General features: G+C 69.4%; 16 protein-coding genes. 7 read left to right on the top strand and 9 right to left on the bottom strand.

Annotated elements, in window-relative coordinates; translation table 11 throughout:
- Positions 1–470 precede the first annotated feature (470 nt).
- Complete coding sequence (locus ACX6XY_RS25970; RefSeq protein WP_460335558.1) at positions 471–2111, top strand: FAD-binding oxidoreductase; 1641 nt, start codon at positions 471–473, stop codon at positions 2109–2111.
- 119 nt (positions 2112–2230) lie between these two features.
- Here the strand turns inward: ACX6XY_RS25970 and ACX6XY_RS25965 are convergent, their stop codons facing one another.
- Positions 2231–3448, bottom strand: coding sequence for a methyltransferase domain-containing protein (locus ACX6XY_RS25965; RefSeq protein ID WP_460335555.1), 1218 nt, complete (start codon positions 3446–3448; stop codon positions 2231–2233).
- 289 nt (positions 3449–3737) lie between these two features.
- Here ACX6XY_RS25965 and ACX6XY_RS25960 point away from each other — a divergent pair, with 289 nt between their 5' ends.
- The 4 genes from ACX6XY_RS25960 to ACX6XY_RS25945 are packed head-to-tail and all read left to right on the top strand — an operon-like array spanning position 3738 to position 8178.
- Complete coding sequence (locus ACX6XY_RS25960) at positions 3738–4793, top strand: glucose-1-phosphate thymidylyltransferase (protein WP_460335552.1); 1056 nt, start codon at positions 3738–3740, stop codon at positions 4791–4793.
- Complete coding sequence (rfbB, locus tag ACX6XY_RS25955) at positions 4790–5776, top strand: dTDP-glucose 4,6-dehydratase (protein WP_460335549.1); 987 nt, start codon at positions 4790–4792, stop codon at positions 5774–5776. Before ACX6XY_RS25960 ends, rfbB begins: the two co-directional genes overlap by 4 nt.
- Positions 5773–7179 (top strand): NDP-hexose 2,3-dehydratase family protein, encoded by a 1407-nt coding sequence (locus ACX6XY_RS25950; RefSeq protein ID WP_460335546.1) that lies wholly within the window; start codon positions 5773–5775, stop codon positions 7177–7179. The genes rfbB and ACX6XY_RS25950 overlap by 4 nt, the downstream gene beginning before the upstream one ends.
- A gap of 33 nt (positions 7180–7212) precedes the next feature.
- Positions 7213–8178, top strand: coding sequence for a UbiA family prenyltransferase (locus ACX6XY_RS25945; protein ID WP_460335543.1), 966 nt, complete (start codon positions 7213–7215; stop codon positions 8176–8178).
- Positions 8179–8238: 60 nt separating this feature from the next.
- Here the strand turns inward: ACX6XY_RS25945 and ACX6XY_RS25940 are convergent, their stop codons facing one another.
- The 5 genes from ACX6XY_RS25940 to ispH all read right to left on the bottom strand — a co-directional run bounded on the left by ACX6XY_RS25940 (position 8239) and on the right by ispH (position 15938).
- A complete protein-coding gene (locus ACX6XY_RS25940) occupies positions 8239–10620 on the bottom strand; it encodes an ATP-binding protein (RefSeq protein ID WP_460335540.1) in 2382 nt (793 codons plus the stop codon).
- 277 nt (positions 10621–10897) lie between these two features.
- A complete protein-coding gene (gene ispG / locus ACX6XY_RS25935; RefSeq protein ID WP_460335537.1) occupies positions 10898–12070 on the bottom strand; it encodes a flavodoxin-dependent (E)-4-hydroxy-3-methylbut-2-enyl-diphosphate synthase in 1173 nt (390 codons plus the stop codon).
- Complete coding sequence (locus ACX6XY_RS25930; RefSeq protein WP_460335534.1) at positions 12067–13914, bottom strand: 1-deoxy-D-xylulose-5-phosphate synthase; 1848 nt, start codon at positions 13912–13914, stop codon at positions 12067–12069. The genes ispG and ACX6XY_RS25930 overlap by 4 nt, the downstream gene beginning before the upstream one ends.
- 4 nt (positions 13915–13918) lie before the next feature.
- Positions 13919–14959, bottom strand: a complete 1041-nt coding sequence (locus ACX6XY_RS25925; protein WP_460335531.1) for a polyprenyl synthetase family protein — start codon at positions 14957–14959, stop codon at positions 13919–13921.
- 28 nt (positions 14960–14987) lie between these two features.
- Positions 14988–15938: a 4-hydroxy-3-methylbut-2-enyl diphosphate reductase gene (gene ispH, locus ACX6XY_RS25920; RefSeq protein ID WP_460335528.1), complete on the bottom strand. Its 951-nt coding sequence runs from the start codon at positions 15936–15938 to the stop codon at positions 14988–14990.
- A gap of 243 nt (positions 15939–16181) precedes the next feature.
- On the opposite strand from ispH, the gene ACX6XY_RS25915 reads away from it, so the two are divergent.
- Positions 16182–17318 carry an IS701 family transposase gene (locus ACX6XY_RS25915; protein WP_460335525.1) on the top strand — a complete coding sequence of 379 codons (1137 nt, stop codon included), beginning with the start codon at positions 16182–16184 and terminating at the stop codon, positions 17316–17318.
- Between the two features lie 16 nt (positions 17319–17334).
- Here ACX6XY_RS25915 and ACX6XY_RS25910 read toward each other — a convergent pair whose 3' ends face one another.
- Positions 17335–17802: a GNAT family N-acetyltransferase gene (locus tag ACX6XY_RS25910; RefSeq protein ID WP_460335523.1), complete on the bottom strand. Its 468-nt coding sequence runs from the start codon at positions 17800–17802 to the stop codon at positions 17335–17337.
- Positions 17803–18043: 241 nt separating this feature from the next.
- Positions 18044–19519 carry a transposase gene (locus ACX6XY_RS25905; protein WP_460335520.1) on the bottom strand — a complete coding sequence of 492 codons (1476 nt, stop codon included), beginning with the start codon at positions 19517–19519 and terminating at the stop codon, positions 18044–18046.
- A 161-nt stretch (positions 19520–19680) separates the two neighbouring features.
- Between ACX6XY_RS25905 and ACX6XY_RS25900 the strand changes: the two genes are divergently transcribed.
- Entirely contained in the window at positions 19681–20658 is a 978-nt protein-coding gene (locus ACX6XY_RS25900; RefSeq protein WP_460335518.1) for an NADPH:quinone reductase, read from the top strand.
- Positions 20659–20732: 74 nt separating this feature from the next.
- Here the strand turns inward: ACX6XY_RS25900 and ACX6XY_RS25895 are convergent, their stop codons facing one another.
- The gene (locus ACX6XY_RS25895) at positions 20733–21626 is read right to left on the bottom strand and encodes an arylamine N-acetyltransferase family protein (protein ID WP_460335515.1); all 894 of its coding nucleotides are present in this window, start codon (positions 21624–21626) and stop codon (positions 20733–20735) included.
- Positions 21627–21792 lie beyond the last annotated feature (166 nt).

The raw sequence follows: 21792 nt of genomic DNA, 5'->3' as shown, positions 1-21792 counted from the left end.
GTGGGTTCGGGAGGGAGACGGCCGACTCGACAATGCCGTCGAGGCCCGAGTGCCGGGTGGCCGGTCGGCGCACTACACCATCGGGCGGCTGAACCAATAACGGAAGACAGGGAGCCCGCTTGCACGACGCCACGCCGTCTGGGCCCGGCGTGCGCTGCTCGCCGACAGACGCGTACTCGCGAAGAAGCCGCGCACGCGTCGCCGTCGACCGGGGTATCACCCCGCCCGCGGACTGCCACCCGGTCATTCGCCTCAGTGACCGCAACGGAACGCGCGAGCTCACACTGCCGCCATGCAGCCGTGTTCGCTGCCGCCGCCCACGGGACAAGGCCTCCGACCGGCCAGGACACCGCAGTTGGGCAGACCGCTGCCCGACGGCATTCGCCCGGCCGCTCGGCCCGGTGCCACGGACCGACAGCCCTCACCGCCGTCCACACGCACCACTCGTTTCCGAGGAGTTGGAAGGAATCATGTCAGATCACAGCAGGAGAAAGTTCATCACCGCCATAGGAGCCGGCTCGGCCGTCGGTGTGGGCACCGCCGCCGGTCTCGCTGTGTTCGGCGGGTCCTCCCAGGCCGGCGAGCCTGCCACTGATCATTCGCGCATTCTGACCACACGCCCGAACGACCCGCAGTACTCGGACGTGACGTCCGGGTACAACAACCGGTGGCGCGCTCATCCGGACCAGGTGGTCTTCCCCACCACGACGAAACAGGTGGTCGCCGCCGTCCAGGAGGCCGTCGACGGCAACAAGAAGCTCACCGTACGCAGCGGTGGGCACTGTTACGAAGACTTCGTCTACAACCCCGACGTCGAAGTCGTCGTCGACATGCACCTCATGAATGAGGTGTCCTTCGACAAGAAACGCCGCGCCTTCATGATCGAACCTGGGATCAAGCTGCGCGACATGTACGAAACGCTCTTCCGCGGCTGGGGGGTCACCATCCCCTCCGGCTACTGCCCCCTGGTCGGGCTGGGCGGCCAGCTCCTCGGCGGCGGGATGGGCATGAGTGCCAGGAGTCTCGGACTGACGGTCGACCACCTGTACGCCGTCGAGATGGTCGTGGTCGACGCCGACGGGACCGTCCGGAGCGTCGTGGCCACCCGTGAGAAGGACGACCCGAACCACGCTCTGTGGTGGGCCTGCACCGGCGGCGGAGGTGGCAACTTCGGGATCGTCACCCGCTACTGGATGCGGGCGCCGGAAGCAACCGGAAACAGGCCGCAGGAACTGCTGCCGGTTCCGTCCGAGGAAGTCCTTTCCGCCCATTACATCTGGCCGTGGGACCAGGTCAGCCGTAAGGACTTCGGCAACCTCCTGGCCAAGCATGCTCAATGGCACCTGGACAACAGTGACGAGGGAAACGAGAACCGCCGCATCGGCAGTTACCTGTCGATCTTCCCCGGGCCGAAGGGGCGAATCGAGCTGTGGTCCTACATGGACGGGTCGGACGCGCGCAGCGAAGAGCTTCTGCTGGCCTACATGGAGGAGATGAACAGGGCGGTCGGCGGCACCACCGAGGGGGGAGCGGATGTCCAGCGGCATACCTTCCTGCGCTCTTACCTCCTCAACTCGGGCCGCGGAGACGTCTTCCTCAATCCGACGCTTCGCGGCGAGCACCGGTCGGCCTACCTGCGCAAGGCGTTCACCGAGCAGCAAATCGACGCGCTCTACCGGAACATGGCCGAGACCGACTACGAAAATGAGTTCGACCTGGCCTGGCTGGTGCTGGCTTCCATGGGTGGAAAGGTAAGCGAAGTAGCCAGCGACGCGACGGCCTTCGCCCAGCGCGACTCCATCTTCCAGCTGCTCTGGGAGATTCACTGGCTCGACGAGAAGGACGACGACAGGCACATCGCCTGGACCCGCAAGATCTACTCCGAAATATACTCGGAGACCGGTGGCGTCCCGGTGCCGAACCGCGTCAACGACGGCTGTTACATCAACTACCCGGACAAGGACGTCGCTGACCCTGAGTGGAACAAGTCCGACACGCCCTGGCACGAGCTGTACTACAAGGGCAACTACCCGAAGCTGCAGCAGGTGAAGGGTAAGTGGGATCCGAAGAACTTCTTCAACCACGGGCTGTCGATCCAGCCGCCGTCGTGATGGCCTGAGGCCGACGCGGTCGGCCGACAGCGAGAGCGAGAAGAATCCCCGACGCCGAGAACACGGCGTCGGGGATTCTTCGTGCTGTCTGTGGCTGCTCAGGTCCGCTTGGTGCGGGTTCAGACCACGTGCACGTCGGGCACGTAGAGAATCCACTTGCCGCCCGCGGCACGAAACTCCTGCTCCTTCGTCATGATCTCTTCCGCATGGTTCCAGGCGAAGAGGAGTGCGTAGTCCGGGTAGGGCTTGCCGAACTCCTCGGACGGCCGTACGGGAATGTGCGTGCCGGGGGTGAGCCGGCCCTGCTTGGCCGGTGTGCTGTCGCAGATATACGGGACGAGGTCCGGCCCGATTCCGCAGTAGTTGATGACAGTGGCGCTCTTCGCGGTGGCACCGTACCCGACCACCGAGAGCCCCTGGTCACGCAGCTCGGTGAGCAGACGCACGAGGTCGCGGCAGCTCTCGCGCACGTGCTGTGCGAAGCGGTGATAGGTCTCCGGGCGGGCCAGGCCGGCCGCGCGCTCGCGCTCCATGTGCTCGGCGACGCGGGTGGAGACCGTGCGCCGCCCGGGGCGGGCGATGGTGTACCGCATCGAACCGCCATGCACGGACAAGGGCTCCGCGTCTGCCAGTTCGAAGCCGAAGCGCTGGGCCATGGCCTGTACGGAGGTCACGGAGAAGAGATAGAAGTGCTCGTCGTAGATCTGGTCGAAGGCGTTCTGCGCCATGATCGAGTCGAGGTACCGGTCCTCGATCACGAAGATGCCGTCGGGGGCGAGCAGCGCGTCCACGCCCCGGAACACCGACTCGATATAGGCGATGTGGCTGACGGTGTTCGCGGAGAAGATGACGTTCGCGGGACCGTCGGCCGCGCCTATCTCGCGCGCCGTGGTGTCCTGGAAGAAGTCTGTACGCACGCGCACACCCTCCGCCCTGGCGAACTCTCCGACCTGCGCGGAGGGGTCGACGCCGAGGTGGCGCACTCCGGCTTGGCCGATGGTCTTGAGCATCGTCCCATCGTTGGAGCCGATCTCCACAACGAAGGGATCGTCGCTGCCGAGCTCGCTGTTGAGCAACTGGTGCGCGTACTTCTCGAAGTGCTCGCGCATGACCACCGAGCCCGCGGAGCGGTACGGGTAGTCCTCGTGGAACATCTGCTCGCGGGGCACTTCTTCGATGAGCTGCACCATCGTGCAATCGGTGCAGACGCCCGCAGCCAGGCGGAAATAGAACTCGCTGCCCGCTGTCTGTGGTGTGACGAAGGAATCGGATACCGGCTGTTTACCGAAGTCGAAGAACTCATCTACCGGGCCAGTGCAGATTCGACATTGGACCATGAACGTACCCCTTTGAAGTTCGTGAATGAGTGACGTTGAACGCCAGGTCATGCGGGCGTACGTCACGATGCTAGCGATAGCCCGCAGAAGGTGGTCATGAAGAGTTCGGGGTTTGTGTCAGGTCCCCGGCACCGGGTTGAGACTGTGTCACGTCGAACACGACCTGACACAGTCCACGAACAAGTCCACGGCCAGCCATTGCCGCACCACTAGCCTTAATTCAGCACTCTCGGAAAGTCTAACGGAATTAGGATATCCCTGGCCGAAGAGTTCACTCCGGAAGGTCAAAGTGAAAGCTCTAGTGCTATCCGGTGGGATGGGGACCCGGCTTCGGCCTCTCACCTACTCCACGCCGAAACAGCTGATTCCGGTCGCCGGAAAGGCGGTTCTGGAACATGTCATCGACAATATCCTGGCGGCGGGCATCACCGAGATAGGAGTGGTGGTCGGCGACCAGGGCGACAAGATCCGTGACGTCATCGGCGACGGCGGCCGGTTCGGCGCCCGGATCACCTACATACCCCAGGCGCATCCGCTCGGCCTGGCCCACTGCGTCAAGATCTCCCGCGACTTCCTGGGCGACGACGACTTCCTCATGTACCTGGGCGACAACGTGCTCCCGGAGGGCGTCGTCGACATCGCCCGGTCCTTCGCCGAGCAACGGCCGGCCGCGCAGCTCGTCGTCCAGAAGGTCGCCGACCCACGGGCTTTCGGGGTCGCCGAGGTCGACGAGAACTTCACGGTGACGGCGCTCACCGAAAAGCCTGAAGCGCCGCGCAGCGATCTCGCGCTCATCGGCGTGTACTTCTTCACGTCCGCCATTCATATGGCGGTCGACGCGATACGGCCGAGCGCCCGCGGCGAACTTGAGATCACCGACGCCGTGCAGTGGCTGGTGGCGAACGGCGCCCCGGTCCGGGCGAGCGAGTATCTCGGTTTCTGGGCGGACACCGGGAATGTGGACGCCGTACTGGAATGCAATCGGCGGCTGCTGGACGAGCTGACGCCGCAGCGGCTCGGCACGGTCGACGCGGCCAGCCGCGTCACCGGATCCGTGGTGCTCGCCCCCGGTTCCCGAGTGGTGAACTCCCGTATCGACGGGCCCGCCTACATCGGTCCGGGCAGCGTCGTGGAGGACAGCCGCATCGGCCGCTACACCGCGATCGGCGGCGACTGCGCGGTGCGGCACACGCTGATCGAGGACTCGATCGTGCAGGACGGGTCCCAGCTGTCGGACCTGCCCGGTCTGAGCGGTTCGCTGATCGGCAGGACAGCCTCGGTGTCGGCGACCCGCCGGCACCGGCTCATCGTCGGGGATGACTCGCGGGTGGAGGTCGCGTCATGAGGATTCTGGTGACCGGCGGCGCCGGTTTCATCGGCTCGCACTATGTCCGCGCCCTCCTCGGCGATGCCTATCCGCAGGCTGTCGGGGCCCGTGTCACGGTGCTCGACAAGCTGACGTACAGCGGCAACCGAGAGAATCTGCCGCCGGGTTCGGACCGCCTGGAGTTCGTGCGCGGCGACGTCTGCGACGCCGGGCTGCTGCGGGACCTGCTGCCCGGCCACGACTCGGTCGTGCACTTCGCCGCCGAGTCGCACGTCGACCGCTCGATCGCCGCCGCTGCCGACTTCGTCCGAACGAACGTGGTGGGCACCCAGGTGCTGCTGGACGCGGCGCGGATGGCCGGTGTCGGGCGCGTCGTGCACGTCTCCACCGACGAGGTGTACGGCACGATCCCCACCGGTTCGTGGACCGAGAGCTGGCCGTTGAAGCCGAACTCCCCCTACGCGGCGTCCAAGGCGGCCTCCGACCTGATGGTGCGCAGCTACGCGCGCACCCACGGCGTCGACGTGTCCATCACCCGCTGTTCCAACAACTACGGCGCCTACCAGCACACCGAGAAGCTCATCCCGCTGTTCGTCACCAACCTCCTTCAGGGCAGGCCGGTCCCGCTGTACGGGGACGGGCACAACGTCCGCGAATGGCTGCACGTCGAGGACCACTGCCGTGCGGTGGAGGCGGTACGGGCCAAGGGCCGGGCCGGGGAGATCTACAACGTGGGCGGCGGCACCGAGCTGACCAACCTCGACCTCGTACACCGGCTGCTCGACCTGTGCGGCGCCGACGAGTCGGCGATCCGGCGGGTCGCCGACCGGCTCGGTCACGACGACCGGTACTCCCTCGACGGCGCCAAGATCCGCGAGGAGCTGGGCTTCGAGCCCGAGGTGCCGTTCGCTCGGGGGCTGCGCGAAACCGTCGACTGGTACCGGGACAATCCCGGCTGGTGGCGGGAGACCAAACGCGTCCAGGCGGAGGCCGGCCGATGAGCGGGCCGACCGCCTCCCTCTCCCGGCGTCCCGACGGCCCCGACGGCCCCGACGGCCCCGGCGCGGACAGCGCCCGCCTGGCCCGCTCGGTCGCAGCGCGGCGGGGGGCCGGACTCGACACCGACCGGGTCGCGCCGTGGCTGGCGGAGCGCGCGCGTACGCACCGGTTCCGGGTGGAGCGCATCCCGCTCGCCGACCTCGACGGCTGGTCGTTCGCGCCGGACACCGGGAACCTCGTGCATCGCAGCGGGCGGTTCTTCACCGTCGAGGGCATTCACGTCACCCATCCCGAAGGCCCGTTCCCCGAGTGGCAGCAGCCGATCATCAACCAGCCCGAGGTCGGCGTACTGGGCATCCTGGTCAAGGAGTTCGACGGCGTACCGCACTTCTTGATGCAGGCCAAGATGGAGCCCGGCAACCCCAATCTGCTGCAGCTCTCCCCGACCGTGCAGGCCACCCGCAGCAACTACACCAAGGTGCACCAGGGCGCGGACGTGAAGTACCTGGAGTACTTCGTCGACGCGCCGCCGGGGCGAGTGATCGCCGATGTGCTGCAGTCCGAGCACGGCTCCTGGTTCCTACGCAAGGTCAACCGGAACATGCTGGTGGAGGCGGTCGGCGAGGTCCCGCTGGAGGAGAACTTCTGCTGGCTCACCCTGGGGCAGATCGGCGAACTGCTGTGCCACGACAACGTGGTGAACATGGACGCGCGCACTGTCCTCGCCTGCGCTCCCGTGCAGGGCGCGACAGGCGCGCTGCACTCCGAGCGTGAACTGCTCTCCTGGATCACCGGCGAGCGCGCCCGCCACGACCGGCGGGTGCGCTCGGTCCCGCTCGCGGGACTGGCCGACTGGGAGCGCGGCACGTGGTCGGTGGACCGGGTGCCGGAGCGGTACTTCCGTGTCATGGCAGTGTCGGTGGAGGCCGGCAGCCGCGAGGTCGCGCAGTGGACTCAGCCGCTGATCGAGCCGATCGGCCTCGGCGTCACCGCGTTCGTGACCCGCAGCTTCGGCGGCGTACCGCATCTGCTCGCGCACGCTCGAGTCGAGGGCGGGCTGATGGACACCCTCGAACTGGCCCCGACCGTGCAGTGCACCCCGGACTCCTACCGGCATGCCGGGCCGGCGCGACGCCCGCCGTTCCTGGACCTGGTGCTCGGCTCCCCGAAGGAGCGGATCCGATATCAGGCGGTGCACTCGGAGGAGGGCGGCCGCTTCCACCATGCGCAGAGCCGGTACCTGGTCGTCGAGGCGGACGAGAGTCAGGCGCCGGCCGAGCCGCCGCCCGGATACCGCTGGGTCACCCCGGCGCAACTCAACTCCCTTGTACGGCACAGCCGTTATGTCAATGTGCAGGCGCGGTCGCTGCTCGCCTGCCTGAACACCGCCGCGGTCACGCTCTGAGCGCGTGCCCGGCCCGACAGTTAGGACTCCCCCATGGCGGCTGCGGGTACGCAAGTGGCCCCGGCATCCGGTGTGCTCCCCCGGCTGGGCAGGTATGCCAGGCTGGTCAAGATCCAGTTCGTCGTCGACTTCTTCCTCGCCCTGCTCATCGTGTGGACGGCGATGGAGCCGAGCAGCCGGGTCGAGGGGCCCGTGCTGCTGACCCTGTTCGTCTTCGCGCTCGGCAAGCTCGGGGTGCTGTCCGCGGTGATGACGCTCGACGATGTGACGGGCGTCAAGGACGGCAGCGATACGGCGAACTATCTCTCCGACGGCAACAGCGAGTTGCGCCCGTTGAAACGCAAGCCGCTGCTCACCGGCGAACTCACCGTGCGTCAGGCGCAGCGCTTCGGCTATCTGGCCCTGGCCTGGGGCGCGTTGTGGTGGCTGGTGGCGACGGTGTTCGCGCCGCACGCCCCGCTGTGGGGTCTGGTGGTCACGACGCTGCTGCTGGTGTTCAGCGTGCAGTACTCGTGGGGTCTGAAGCTGAGTTATCTCGGCCTCGGCGAGGTGCTGCTGCTGTTCTCGGCTTCGGCGTTCGTGCTGGCCCCGTATGCGCTGACGGTCGGTGAACTGCCGACGGTGGTGCTGGTGGAGGCGCTGCTGTTCGGCTTCGGGCAGCTGCTGATATCCGGCTACTCCAACACCCAGGACATCAGCGGGGACGCCGCGGTGGGGCGGCGCACGGTCGCGGTGATGGCCTCGGTGCGCGGCAACCAGGTGTTCCTGGGTGTGCTGACGGCGCTCAACGTGCTGGTGATCGTGGTGCCGTTCGCGGCGGGATGGATCTCGGCCTGGTTCGTGGTGGCGACGCTGCCGCTGATCGTGCTGCGTCTTCGTCAGTACGGCTCGTTCCTCAGCGACGGTCACGCGCTGCTCGCCCGCGGGCGGGGCGTGGTGGTCTTCCGTGCGACGGTCGGCGGCATCCTGCTCTACAACGTGGCCCAGCCCTGGCTCTGATGTCCGTCCGCGCCGGGTCCCGCGCGGCGGCGGGCGGGACCCGGCGCCTTCCTTCTCGCCTCAAGCCGAGGCCCGCGTGGTTCCGGCGCCGCCGAGGGCGTCCCTTCTCGCCGTCCAGCTGGCCACCTGCACACGGGAGGTGCAGGCCAGTTTGCGCATGATCTTGCGTACGTGGTTCACGGCCGTCCACTCGGCGATGCCGAGCCTGCGGGCTATCTCCCGGTTGGTGAGCCCGTCCGCCACCAGTTCGGCGACTTCTCGCTCCCTCGGGGTGAGGGGGTGGCCGAAGTCCCGGTCGCGGTCCGCCCCGGCGCGTTCCGGGGGCGCGAGCACGGCGTGGAGGGCCGCGTCCGGTGACGCCTTCCGGCCCTCGGCCGCCAGCGCCTCGGCGTCCTCGTCGCCCAGGCGCACCCGAGTGAGGGCCGCGACGGCCTCCGTCTCCATCCGCAGCCGGGCGGGGGCGACGCATCCGGTGACGCCCCGGACGGCCGCGGCCGCGCCGACGGCCCGTGCCGCCCGGCGCCAGGTCTCTGTGGACCGGCCGCGGCAACAGCTGAGCAGAATCGTGTACTTCTCCAGGACGAGCGGGCAGAGCATCAGGTGTCTCAGCTCGGCGACGTCCGTCAGGGCGGACCGGTAGAGGCCGGCGGCACCGTCCTGGTCCCCGAGGGCGAAGACCGCGTCGGCCAGGACGAGACGGGTGAGCGCGATGTTGCGCACGTCCCGCTGCCGCTCGAAGATCGCCAGCGCGTCCTCGGCGAGCCGACGGGCCCCTCGCGCGTCGCCCTCGGCGCGGCGGACATCCGCGAAGTCGCGTAGCGCTTCGGCGCGTTCGCCCCCGCGGTCCGCCCAGAGCGCGGCCACGCACTCTTCCAGGCGCCGGTCGGCCTCGACGAGGTCGCCGCGGTGCAGGGCGACAAGGCCGAAGCGGCGCATGCAGGAGGCGACGCCGATGTGGTCGCCGAGCTCGTCGAAGGCGCCGCGGGCGATCGTCAGACTTTCCTCCGCGGCGGTCAGCTCGCCGGTGCACAGCAGGAGTTCACCGAGTGCGAGGTTCGCCTTGGCCCGCCGCGCCAGAGTGAGGCCCGTGCCACGCAGTCCGGTGCGCAGCCAGCCGATGCCCTCGTGGACGCCGCCGCGAGCCTGCCAGTACAGATGCAGATCCGCGGCGATCTTGACCACGCCCGTCAGGTCGCCTGATCCGGCCAGGAACCGCAGTGCGGCGGCCAGGTCCTCGCGCCAGTGGTCGAGCCGGGCGAGGCAGCGGGCCTGGCCGGATCCGCGCAGCGCACTCTCGGCGCTCTCGGCGAGCTGGACGAAGAACGCGGCGTGGTCCGCGCCGAGCAGGTCGGTCTCGCCGAGGATGTGGGCCTCGTCGAGGAGGAACCGCCGGGTCAGACCGAGCATGGTGAGGGCCGGCTCGCCGTCGTACCCCTCCTGGGTGTACAGCAGGCTCTTGTCGATGAGCGCCTCCACAAGCCGCCGGAAGTCGGCCGGCCCGCCCGGCCACAGGGACTCGGCGGTGGGGACGTCGAAGGGCCGGCGGAAGACTGCGAGCCGCCGTAGCAGTCCGCGCTCGTCCGGGTCGAGCACGTCGAGGCCGCGGGCGATGACGGGACGCATGCCGCGGTGCCGGGACAGGGTGTCGAACTCGGTGCCGGACAGCGCTTCGAGGCCGTCTTGCAGCTCGTCCAGGAGCCGCCTCGGGGAGAGCATCTTCATGCGGGCGGCGGCGAACTCGATCGCGATCGGGAGGCCGTCGGTACGTCGGCACAGCTCGGCGACGGCCTCCCGGTTGTCCTCGGTCAGGGCGAACAGCGGGCGGCTCACGGCGGTGCGGTCCAGGAACAGCTGGACCGCGGGGATCTCCCGCAGCGCCGACAGGTCGAGGTCGCGGCCGTCGCCCGGAGGCAGGGCGAGCGGGCCGAGCCGCAGCAGCGCCTCGCCGTATACGCCGAGCCGTTCGAGGCCGGTCGTCAGGACGGTGAGCCGGGGGCAGTCGTTGGTCAGGCGGGTGACGACCTGAGCGAGGGCGGGACGCATCCGGTCGCAGCCGTCCAGAAGGAGCAGGCAGTGGCGTGGCTCGAAATACCGGCGCAGGACGGTGCGCACCGACCGGGCCGGGGCGGGCTGAAGGCCGAGCGCCTCGGCGAGCGCGGTCTCGGGGTCCTGGCCGGGGCGGAAATCCCCCGGAGTGACGACGCGGCCGCCGTCCGCGAAGGAGCGGGAGGCCTCGGCGAACGCGGCCACGGCGAGTCTGCTCTTGCCGACACCCGCCGGGCCGGTGACGGTGGTGACGCGCACCGCCGGGTTGCCGAGGCGGCCGCAGAGCTCGGCGAGCTCCCTCTCCCGTCCTACGAGGCAGCGGGCAGCGACCGAAAGCACATCCACTCCAGGGGCGCCGGGCTCGTCCTTGACGGTGCTTGAACTGATCGAGTGCATGGGCCGTCCCTCAGATCTCCATCGGTTGCTGCGGGCCTGGCTGAGGTACATCACGCTAGGTTGTTCAAATATTTGATCGAACAGATCCAGACATGCAGAAGAGTTGAGCGAACCGGGCCGTGTCACCGAAGCGGGAGCGCATATCGCCTCGACACCAGGTGAGTTGAGGCTGACCGAGCAGTGGAAGCACTGGCTGAAAATCCACTATCTTTTTGCATAGAATGTCAAAATGCGATGGCCCGCCGGGGGTTCCCGGCGGGCCACGCGCACAGCGGAATCAGGCGGTCGGCGTGACGACCACCGCGCCCGCCTCGTCTTTGAGCTCGCCCCGTTCCTCGGCGATCCGCATCGCCTCCTCGACCAGCGTCTCGACGATCAGCGACTCCGGCACGGTCTTGATCACTTCGCCCTTGACGAAGATCTGCCCCTTGCCGTTGCCGGACGCGACGCCGAGGTCGGCCTCCCGCGCCTCGCCGGGTCCGTTCACCACACAGCCCATGACGGCGACCCGCAAGGCCGCGGGGAATCCCTCCAGGGCGGCGGAGACCTTCTCCGCCAGGGTGTGCACATCGACCTGGGCCCGGCCGCAGGAGGGGCAGGACACGATGTCCAGGCCCCGCTCGCGCAGCGCGAGCGCCTCCAGGATCTGGGTGCCGACCTTGACCTCCTCGACCGGCGGCGCCGACAGGGAGACCCGGATGGTGTCGCCGATGCCCTCGGACAGCAGCGCCCCGAACGCGGCCGCGGACTTCACCGTGCCCTGGAACGCCGGGCCCGCCTCGGTCACGCCGAGATGCAGCGGATAGTCGCAGCGCCGCGCGAGCAGCCGGTACGCGGCGATCATCACGACCGGGTCGTTGTGCTTCACCGAGATCTTGATGTCCCTGAAGCCGTGTTCCTCGAACAGCGAGCACTCCCACAGCGCCGACTCGACCAGCGCCTCCGGCGTCGCCCGGCCGTACTTCTCCAGCAGCCTGCGGTCCAGCGAACCGGCGTTGACGCCGATGCGGATCGGGATGCCCGCGTTGCCCGCCTCCTTGGCGATCTCCCCGACCTTGTCGTCGAATTTCTTGATGTTGCCCGGATTGACGCGGACCGCGGCACAGCCCGCGTCGATCGCCGCGAAGACGTACCTGGGCTGGAAGTGGATGTCGGCGATCACGGGGATCGGCGACTTCTTCGCGATGACCGGCAGCGCCTCCACGTCGTCCGCCGAGGGGACCGCTACGCGCACGATCTGGCAGCCGGACGCGGTGAGTTCGGCGATCTGCTGCAGCGTCGCGTTGACGTCCGCCGTCACCGTCGTCGTCATCGACTGCACTGACACCGGCGCATCGCCGCCCACCGGCACCGAACCCACCATGATCTGCCGGGACGCGCGGCGCTGGGCCAGCGGTGGCAGCTGTGCCTCCGGCCGCAGTGTGGGTATCCCGAGACCAACCGTCGTCACCGTGTCTCCCCTCCCCGTTCCTCATCCATGAGGCGGGCTATCTCGCTCTCGAAATCGGTCACCAGGCCGTGCGTACGGGCCTCTTGCGGACCGCTGATCTCCTCCACCACGGTCCGGGCGATGTGCTGCGCGGTCAGCCCGCAGCCTGCTAGGACGTCAGCGCGACTGCCGTGGTTGAGGAAGCGCCTCGGGATGCCGAACTCGCGCAACGGCGTCCGCACCCCCTCGTCCCGCAGGAACTGCCCGATCGCCGAACCCACGCCCCCGGTACGGCTGTTGTCCTCGACGGTGAGGGCGAAGCGGTGTCGGCGCGCCAGGTCGGCCAGGGTGGCGTTGACCGGGGTGACCCAGCGCGGGTCGACGACCGTCGCGCCGATGCCCTGCGCCCACAGCACCTCGGCCACCTGCAGCGCTGTCCGCGCGAGCGCGCCCACCGAGATGATCAGCACGTCGAGGGGGCCCGCCCGGTGCAGGACGTCGGTGCCGGCGAACGTCGCCTGGGCCGGGATGTCCTCACCCGTCGGCCCCTTGGGGAAGCGCACGAGGGTCGGGCCGTCCCGCCACTCGACGGCTTCCTCCAGCAGCTCGGTGAGGCGGGCGCCGTCGCGCGGGGCGGCGATCCTGAGCCCCGGCACCACCTGCAGGATCGACATGTCCCACATGCCGTTGTGGCTGGGCCCGTCGTCACCGGTGACGCCGGAGCGGTCCAGGACGAAGGTGACGGCCCTGCGGTGCAGCGCCACGTCCATCAGAAGCTGGTCGAAGGCGCGGTTGACGAAGGTCGAGTAGATCGCGACGACCGGGTGGGCTCCGCCCAGGGACATGCCCGCGGCCATGGTGACCGCGTGCTGTTCGGCGATGCCCACGTCGATGACCCGCTCGGGGAAGCGCTCCTTCATCGGCAGCAGCCCGGTCGGCTCCAGCATGGCCGCCGTCACCGCCACGACGTCGGGGCGGCGCTCGGAGATCCGTACCAGCGCCCGCCCGAACACCGACGTGAACGACGGTCCGCCAGACGCCTTGAGCGCCTTGCCGGTGGCGGGGTCCATGGGTTTGACTGCGTGGCCGCGGTCCAGTGCGTTGTGCTCGGTGGGCGCGAACCCGCGCCCCTTCTCCGTCACCACGTGCACCACCACAGGCCGACTGAGACCACGCGCCTGGCTCAGCACCCGCCGCAGCGCCGCCACGTCATGCCCGTCCACGGGTCCGAGGTAGGCGAGCCCCAACTGCTCGAACAGGCCGGGTCCCGGTATCCCGGCGCGCAGTTCCCCGAGGTGGTCGGCGAGCCCGCCCCGAGTGGGCGCGTAGGAGCGCTGGTTGTCGTTGAGCACGATGACCAGTGGCCGCCGGGGACCGTCGGCGATGTTGTTCAGCGCTTCCCAGGCCATCCCGCCGGTCATCGCCCCGTCGCCGATGACGGCGACCACGGCGCGGTCGGTGCGGCCCTGGTGCGCGTCCGCGCGGGCCAGTCCGTCGGCGTACGAGAGGGCCGTCGAGGCGTGCGAGTTCTCGACCAGGTCATGCTCGGACTCCGCCGGGCTGGGGTAGCCCGACAGGCCGCCCTCCTGACGCAGCCGGTCGAAGCCGTCGGCCCGCCCGGTCACGATCTTGTGTACGTACGACTGGTGGCCCGTGTCCCACAGGAGCCTGTCGCGGGGCGAGTCGAAGACGCTGTGCAGCGCGAGGGTCAGCTCTACCACGCCCAGGTTGGGACCGAGGTGGCCGCCGCTCGCGCACACCCGGTCGACGAGGAAGGCGCGGATCTCGGCGGCGAGGTCGTTCAGTTGCTGCGTGCTCAGCTCCCTGAGGCGCTCCGGGCCGTGCACAGTCTCCAGCAGTGACATGTGATCACCGGTTCCGGTATGCGACTTCGAGGGCCATCTCGTGGAGCTCGTCCCGCCACACAGGGGCGATCGCCGCCGTGTCGAGGGCGGCACAGGCGCGTTCCACGAGCGCGTCGATGCGTTCCTCGATGCGGGCGCGGCTCTCACCGAGCAGCCCGTGCAGCGCCTCGGTGTCCCACTCGGGGTGGTTCACCAGGCGGCGCACGTCGGGGTCACGCTCGGCCGCCTCGGCGAGCAGCAGTGTCATCTTGTGCTGCTCCAGGTCGCCGACGGGTTTGCCCGTCACCGTGCTGTCGCCGAAGGTCCCGATGACGTCGTCGCGCAGTTGGAAGGCGAGGCCGAGGCTTTCGCCGTACTCCTCGAACGCCGGGGTCAGGTCGGGCCGTTCGGCGAGGGCGGCGCCGAGCAGCAGGGGGCGTGTGATGCTGTAGCGGCCGGACTTGCAGATGGCGATCCAGCGCGACAGCTCCGGCGCGATCACGCCCTCGGCGGCCACCGCGACGTCCAGGTACTGACCGATCTGGACCTCGGTGACCATCTCGCCCCACACCTGCCGGGCCGCTGGCGGCAGTCCGCGGGTGAGGCGGTCGGCGTAGAGGGTGGCCAGGACCCCGGAGATCAGGGCCACTGACTCGCCGTAGCGGCGCGACTCGCCGCGCCAGCCACGCTGCCGGTGCACGGCGGCGTGCTTGATGTGTGCCGTCATCGCCCCGCGGCGCAGTTCGGACGCGTCGAGCACGTCATCGTGCAGGAGCGCGCCGGTGTGGATCAGTTCGATGCCGGAGGCCGCGTCCGATGCGAGCGCGTCGTCCGGGTCGCCGCCGCCGGCCAGATAGCCGCTGACGCAGAAGGCGGGCCGCAGCCGCTTGCCGCCCGCGTCGACCAGGGATGTCACCGTGTCGACGGGCACCGCGCCCCGCTCGTCCACTCCGCTCCAGCGGGCGCGTTCGTCGGCCAGGAGTTCTCCCAGGCGCCGCTCGGCCCGGCGCAGCACCTCCGTGCGGGTCTGCCGCGCCGTGGCCCGGTCCGTCACCGCGATCGTCATCATCTGCCTCCCTTCTCTGTCCGGCCGGTCACCCGGCGTTCGCCGGTTCGATGAGCCGCGCCGGCGGGTGAAAGACCACGTCCTCCTGCGCCACCTGTTCGATCTCGATGTCGCGGTAACCGAAGTCCGCGAGTCTCTCGATGAGTTGATCGACAAGTATTTCCGGGGCGCTCGCGCCAGCGCTCACACCGACGACCGAAACACCTTCCAGCCAGCTCTCGTCGAATTCCGTGACGTCCGGAACCAGGTGCGATGTGACACCGAGACGCTCGGCCACCTCGACCATTCGCAGCGAATTACTGGAATTACGAGACCCGACCACGAGAAACAGATCTGATTCCGGCACGACCGCCTTGACGGCGTCCTGCCTGTTCTGGCTCGCGAAGCAGATGTCACTGGTTCCCGGTCCCTGCAGATCCGGGAACCTGCGCCGCAGCACGTCGATGATGTCCCGAGTCTCGTCCACCGAGAGGGTGGTCTGCGTGAGGTAGGCGACCGGTGTGTCGGCAGGCAGGTCGAGGTTCTCCGCGTCCGCCGCCGTCTCCACGATCACCGTCCGGTCGGGTGCGTGCCCGAAGGTTCCCTCGACCTCCTCGTGGCCGGCGTGCCCGACGAGCAGCAGCGTCCGGTCCTCTCGGGCGAACCGCCTGGCCTGCTGGTGCACCTTGGAGACCAGCGGACAGGTCGCGTCGATGACGTCGAGCTGGCGGGCCCGCGCGTTGTCGCGCACCTGGGGCGAGACGCCGTGCGCGGAGAACACGCACACCGCTCCCTTGGGCACCTCGTCCTCGGAGTCCACGAAGATCACACCGCGCCGCTCCAGCTGCCGGACCACGTAGTGGTTGTGCACGATCTCCTTGCGTACGTAGAGCGGGGTGCCGTGGCGCTCGAGTGCGAGCTCGATAATCGATATGGCGCGACGCACACCAGCACAGAAACTGCGCGGTTCCGCGAGAATCACTTTCTTTTTGCGTCCCATTTCCACCCGTCTCGAATGAGAAGTCAACTCCCTGTGTCGACTGTGCTGTTCGATTGCACCTGCAGTCAACCCATGGATTACGTACGGACCCGAACCAGTCATGCCTGACAAGCGTCGCAACCGCTGAACCTTGCCATGTTCTTGCCATTCATCGGGGCGCGTTTTGATTCCTAATGTGGAACGGACAGCACGACGTGAATAGAGCGACCGCACGGCGTGGAAACGAATCGACAGAGGAGGCACATGAGTACTGCTCTCATTCACCCCGAAGCGGTGCTCCAGGACGCGCTCCAGGACCTGTGCACCCCGCTGTTCGCCTCGCTGCGCCGCAGCGACCAGCGCCGGCGCGGCACCGAGTACGTCCACGGGCTGCTCTCCACCCACGGCCGCAAGTCCATACGGAACATGGCGGCGCTGATCGGCGGCAGCAGCACCGGCCAGAGCCTGCACCACTTCATCTGCAGCTCGACCTGGGACTGGATCCCGGTGCGCCGTGCCCTGGCCGAATACCTGCTGCTCAACACGCCCGTGCAGGCCTATGTCGCCCGGCCGATGACCATCCCGAAGGTGGGACGGCACTCGGTGGGGGTCAGCCGGTACTTCTCCGTCGACGAGGGCCAGGCTCTCAACGCCCAGCGGGCCATCGGCGTCTGGGGCACCGCGGACGCCGTCACGGCACCGCTGAACTGGCGGCTTTTCCTGCCCCAGGCCTGGATCAGGGACGGGCTGCGCCGCAATCAGGCGTCGATCCCCTGCGAGGCCGAGCCCGAGACGATCAGCGACTGTGTCCTGACGGCCTGCCGGGAGAGCCTTGTCGACTGGGAGCTGCCGCCGCTGCCGGTGGTCGTCGATATCGAGGAGGCCGACCCGGTCGCCACCGCCGTCGGTCTGCACGCCGCGGGCCTGCCCTCGATGGTCCGGGTGCACGGCGACCTTCCGCTCGTCGTCAACGACCCGGCGCTGACCGGATACAGTGCCCGCCGGATGACCGCCCCGGAGATCATGCGGGCGGCCCGCTCCCTGTTCCGGCCCATGGCCCGCCCCGAGCCCGTACGCACGCCGCAGTCAGCCGGGCGCACCGCGCTCGTCGCCTCGGTGAGCGTGCGCGTACCGGGTACGGGGCCGGCCGAGGTACCGCTCTCGCTCGTCGGGATCGCCGGACCCGGCCGGAGCGAGCCCGCCGAACTCTGGCTCACCGACCTGCCTCAGCCCACGGTCGCCGCGCTGCGTCTGACCGGCTTCGCCCGCCAAGTCGACCAGGACTTCGACGAGATCACCGCACACGTCGGCATCCGCGACTACGTCGGCCGCTCCTACAGCGGCTGGCACCGCCACACCACGCTGGCCTCGGCCGCGCACAGCGTCTGTGTACTCGCCTGAACCCGTGCGGTCAGGCTCAGGACCGCAGCCCGAGCCGGAAGTGCAGTGCCGCGATGCTCATCCGACGCGCGTGGTAGAAGCGGTGTGCGGCGCCGTTGGCGACGCCCGAGTCGAGTTCGACCCCTGCGCAGCCCGCGGCCCGAGCCCGCTCGACGAGCAGGTCGAACAGCCGCGCGCCGACGCCGCCCGACCTGCGCGCGGCGTCGGTGACCAGATCGTCGATCTGCAGGACGCGACCGCGGCTGGTGGCCAGCGTGCGATGGGCCGCGACGGCCAGGCAGCTCCCGTCCGCGGCGTAGGCGGCGGTGAACACCAGTCCCTGTCCGTGCGCCTCGGCGGCGAACCGGTCGAAGGCGTCGTCGGTCAGGCCGGGCCGCAGGGCACGGATCAGCGGACGTACGTCAGCGCGCATCCGCGCGCTGTCGGGCCATACGTCCAGAACGTCGAGGGAGTCGAGAGGGGTGAGGGGGTCGTGGCTAGGCATCGGGCCCCATCCTGCGGGCCCGCGCGGGTTCCGCGGGCGGCCCGCGTCCGTTGTCTGTCAGGTGCCGGGGTCGCGGGGGCTCTGTCCGGCCCCACCGGTGTCCTGGGTGTGTTCAGCACCCGCTGCCGCGCCCGGTGCGGCGAAGGGGGCGCCTCCCTGCTCGAGCGGAGCCGAGAGCGGGGGAGGGAGTGTGACGACAGGGCCTAGCTTGACTCTGTCGGGGATCTTGGAGTTGCCGAGGTCAGGTGTCCAGGGTGCGCCAGGACTTCGGCTGGGGTATCTCGCGTTGGTCGAGGTAGTTCTGGAAGGCAGTCGGTCGGCGGGGCGTAGGTGCTTCCTCGGCCGGTGGCAGTCCGCTGAGGCGCTCGATGTTGACGGCGATGGCCGTCAGAACGTGCTGGATGTGGGCTCTTCCCTGCCCTCGGTAGTGGCAGTGCCGCATGCCGTGTCCGTGGGCGAACTCGTTGACCGTTCCCTCCACTCCACTCACCTGCCCCTGGGGGCAGGTGACCTGCTGACGGTCGTAGTCGATGTAGAAGTCGTCCCGGGCGAAGCCCTCATTGGCGCGGTGCTGGCGGGTGGGGTTGCCCCGGAGCGGCCCGGAGACGGTGATCTGGTGTTCACGTGCGGCTTGTTCCAGGTGGGGCAGGGAGGTGTAGCCGGCGTCGACCAGATGCTCGGCGGGCAGCAGTCCGCGACGGGCCAGGCGGGTGTGGATGCCGGGCAGGACCTGGCTGTCGTGGGTGGTGGCCGCGGTGGTGGCCACGTCCGTGATCACGTTGGGGCCGTAGGGAGCGCAGGTCTCCGTCAGATGGGCGGAGAACCCTTTCCAGCTGATGATGTGTCCGTGCCGCGCGTAGCGGGCCGTGGTGTCGTAGGGAGAGACGATCGCCCGGGACGAGGGCGGCAGCCCTGGTCCGTCTTCGGTCTCGGCGGTGCGCCAGCGCAGGTGTCCTTGGGCGTCACGGTGGTAGTTCTGCACCATGATCTGGCGCAGGGCCTGGACGCGAGGACCACACGTGCGGTCCGTGCCGTGCCGGTAGAGGTGTTCCAGGAGCCGGACGGCATCGTTTCCGGTGGCAAGGATCCTGGTCTTGGGCTTGGTGGGGTTCTTGCCCAGGCGGACCGGGCGGCCGTAGCGGCGTCCCCAGTCCTCATCGACCAGCTCGTCGAGCAGGTGAGGAGATGTGCCGGCGACTTCTTCGAGTGCGGCACGGACCGCCTCGGTGATCAACTCCAGGCGGGTCAGGTCACGCACCGCGGCTAGGACGTGGGTGGAGTCGGTGCGCTGCGTGGTGCGCTCGCGCACCAGTCCGGCCTCCTTGAGACGGGCCAGCGCGAGGTCGAGGAGGCGGTCAGCACGGTCGTCGTCGGCGAGACGGTCGCGGAAGTCGGCTAGCACGCTGTGGTGGAAGCCGGGATCGTCCAGGTCCATGGCCATGGCGTACTTGAAGTCGATGCGGCAGCGGACCGCCTCGGCGGCCTGCCGGTCGGAGAGGCCGAGCAGGAACTGCAGCACGCAGACGGTGGCCAGTTGAGCAGGCGAGAGGCTCGGACGTCCATCGCGCGGGTACCAGTCGGCGAAGTCCTCGTCGCACCACAGCCCGTCGAGGCGGTCCCGTACCCATATCGCCGTCGTACCGCCCGGGTTGCTCGCCCGCGCGACCTGCGCAGTCAGAGGCGGGACCTGCTCACCGGAACGGGGGCGAAGGGACAACGGACACCTCGGCAGCTGCATCGGTCGGCGGAACTACCCGAGCATGCCCGTTGATCATGCTGCCGCACCGGGAAACTCCAAGATCCCCGACACACGCCCTAGCTGACAGAGTGTGCCGTCCGCGGCCGCGGCTGCGGCCCGTGCCGGGTCACAATCCCCGCATGTTTGCCGCGTACATCGAGCAATTCGGAGCACCGGATCTGATCCGTCACGGCGAGTTGCCCGCACCTCAGCCCGGCCCGGCCGACGTGCTCGTCGACGTCGAGGTCAGCGCCGTCAACCACGTCGACACGTTCGTCCGCTCCGGGGCCTGGCGCACCGACGTGCCGCTGCCGTTCGTGATCGGCCGTGATCTCGTGGGTACCGTCGCCGCGACCGGATCCGGAGCCGTCGGCTTCTCTCCTGGTGACAGGGTGTGGTGCAACAGCCTCGGCTATGCCGGGCGGCAGGGCGCGGCGGCCGAGCGGGCCTTGGTCGCCGCCGACCGGCTCTACCGCCTGCCCCCGGACGTTCCGGCGGCCGACGCGGTCGCCGTGGCCCACCCGGCGGCCACGGCCCATCTGGCGCTGTTCACCCACGGCCGACTCCGTGTCGGCGAGACCGTCGTCGTCCTCGGGGCGGGCGGCAACGTGGGCAGCGCCCTGGTCCTGATGGCCGCGCGCGCCGGGGCCCGCGTCATCGCTGTGGCGGGCTCGGACAGCGCCGCGCGCGTACGGGCCCTGGGTGCGGAGGAGTTCGTCGACTACCGCGACCCCGGCGCGGTCGACCGGATCCGGCGGGCCGCGCCGCACGGCGTCGACATGTACCTCGACACCTCGGCGCGCAACGACCTGTCCACCGCCGTCGATCTGCTGGCCAGGCGCGGCCGGATCGTGCTCCTGGCTGGCCTGCACACTTCGCCGACGCTTCCCGCGGGCCGCCTCTACGTCAAGGACTGTTCGGTCGTCGGCTTCGCCATCTCCCAGGCCTCGGCCGATGAACTCGCCGACGCCGCGGCCCACCTCAACCTCCTGCTCGCCGACGGGTCACTGCGTCCGTCGGCCGTCCATGAGATGCCGCTGCGCAAGGCGGCCGAAGCTCATCGCCTCGTGGAGGAGGGCGAGCGGCGCGGAAAGACCGTGCTGCGCACGCACGCATAGCGGCACGGGGACCAAGGCGGCCCCGGCGCACGGCACTTCGGCCGCGCGCCGGGGCCGTTCGCGTACCGTCCCCGTCAGGTGCGGGTGTCAGGAGTGGTCGGGCGGGTCTCGTCGGGCAGGTCGCGTACGAAGCGGAGCAGGAGGCGCTCGTCCTCGTCGGTGAGGGTGAGGCCGAATGTGTCGCGCAGGGTGTGGACCACTTCCACGCCGCAGAGGGTGCGCCGCTCGGTGCGGCCGTCGGCGTGGTCGGTGGTCAGCTGGGTGTCCCGCAGCCGGTGTCGGATCTTCTCCTGGCCTCGCTGAGCGACCAGGTGCCCCACGAACGGTGAACTCGGTCTGGTCGAGCTGACGTAGTGCGCGGCCTGGTAGTCGACCTCGTATTGCGGCTCGGGCCGGAAGCCGTAGAGGTCGAACCAGTCGTCGCCGCGCAGTTCCTGGAGAATCCAGTGGTCGTCCGCGACGGTCAGGCGCCAGGTCCAGCCGCCGACGGTGAGCGGCGGGCCGAGGGTGAGGGGGATCGGTTCGATGAGTCCGGCGTAGCCGTATCCGGGGTCGGCGAGCCACACCGTGCCGCCCGCCCTGACCAGCGTCGATGTGTGGGAGCGGAAGCGGTGTCTGGTGCTGCCCTCGCGGATGCGGGAAAGCAGCCGCGTGACGGGGAAGCCGAGGCGGTCGAGGGCGGCCGCGAAAAGCAGGTTCGTCTCGTAGCAGTAGCCACCCCGGCCCGTTCGCAGGAGCTTGTGCTGGATGCTGTCGATGTCGATGGCGACGCGGCGGCCGAGAGCGATGTCGATGTTCTCGAAGCAGAAGGCCGTCATATGGGCGCGGTGCAGCCGCTGGAGCGTCTGGGCGGTCGGTTCGCGCGGCCCGTCGTAGCCGACGCGGGCGAGGTAGGCGTCGAGGTCCAGGCGGACGCTGCCCCACTGCGGTGAGTGATCGACGGCGGTGGGGAGTGCTGAACTGTCCATCCGTGTCCCTCCTTTGGACCGGTGGTGGTGCCGGGGCGTGGGGGTTTCGGGGCGGTGGGGTTTCGGGGGCGCGGCTGTGGGGGCGCCCGGGGGGGGGGGGCGGGGGGCCCCCCCCCCCCCAAACCCCCACACTCCGCCCCCCCGGGTGCCCCCGTGCCAACCCCCC

It is taken from the genome of Streptomyces sp. O3, from assembly GCF_054788135.1.
This window is presented reverse-complemented; position numbering and strand designations above follow the sequence as displayed.

What these genes read in the sequence shown, in the direction of transcription:
- ACX6XY_RS25970 (WP_460335558.1), top strand. Translation starts at nt 471, where the DNA reads ATGTCAGATCACAGCAGGAGAAAGTTCATCACCGCCATAGGAGCCGGC.
- ACX6XY_RS25965 (WP_460335555.1), bottom strand. Translation starts at nt 3,448, where the DNA reads ATGGTCCAATGTCGAATCTGCACTGGCCCGGTAGATGAGTTCTTCGAC.
- rfbB (WP_460335549.1), top strand. Translation starts at nt 4,790, where the DNA reads ATGAGGATTCTGGTGACCGGCGGCGCCGGTTTCATCGGCTCGCACTAT.
- ACX6XY_RS25950 (WP_460335546.1), top strand. Translation starts at nt 5,773, where the DNA reads ATGAGCGGGCCGACCGCCTCCCTCTCCCGGCGTCCCGACGGCCCCGAC.
- ACX6XY_RS25945 (WP_460335543.1), top strand. Translation starts at nt 7,213, where the DNA reads ATGGCGGCTGCGGGTACGCAAGTGGCCCCGGCATCCGGTGTGCTCCCC.
- ACX6XY_RS25940 (WP_460335540.1), bottom strand. Translation starts at nt 10,620, where the DNA reads ATGCACTCGATCAGTTCAAGCACCGTCAAGGACGAGCCCGGCGCCCCT.
- ACX6XY_RS25930 (WP_460335534.1), bottom strand. Translation starts at nt 13,914, where the DNA reads ATGTCACTGCTGGAGACTGTGCACGGCCCGGAGCGCCTCAGGGAGCTG.
- ACX6XY_RS25925 (WP_460335531.1), bottom strand. Translation starts at nt 14,959, where the DNA reads ATGACGATCGCGGTGACGGACCGGGCCACGGCGCGGCAGACCCGCACG.
- ispH (WP_460335528.1), bottom strand. Translation starts at nt 15,938, where the DNA reads ATGGGACGCAAAAAGAAAGTGATTCTCGCGGAACCGCGCAGTTTCTGT.
- ACX6XY_RS25915 (WP_460335525.1), top strand. Translation starts at nt 16,182, where the DNA reads ATGAGTACTGCTCTCATTCACCCCGAAGCGGTGCTCCAGGACGCGCTC.
- ACX6XY_RS25910 (WP_460335523.1), bottom strand. Translation starts at nt 17,802, where the DNA reads ATGCCTAGCCACGACCCCCTCACCCCTCTCGACTCCCTCGACGTTCTG.
- ACX6XY_RS25900 (WP_460335518.1), top strand. Translation starts at nt 19,681, where the DNA reads ATGTTTGCCGCGTACATCGAGCAATTCGGAGCACCGGATCTGATCCGT.
- ACX6XY_RS25895 (WP_460335515.1), bottom strand. Translation starts at nt 21,626, where the DNA reads ATGGACAGTTCAGCACTCCCCACCGCCGTCGATCACTCACCGCAGTGG.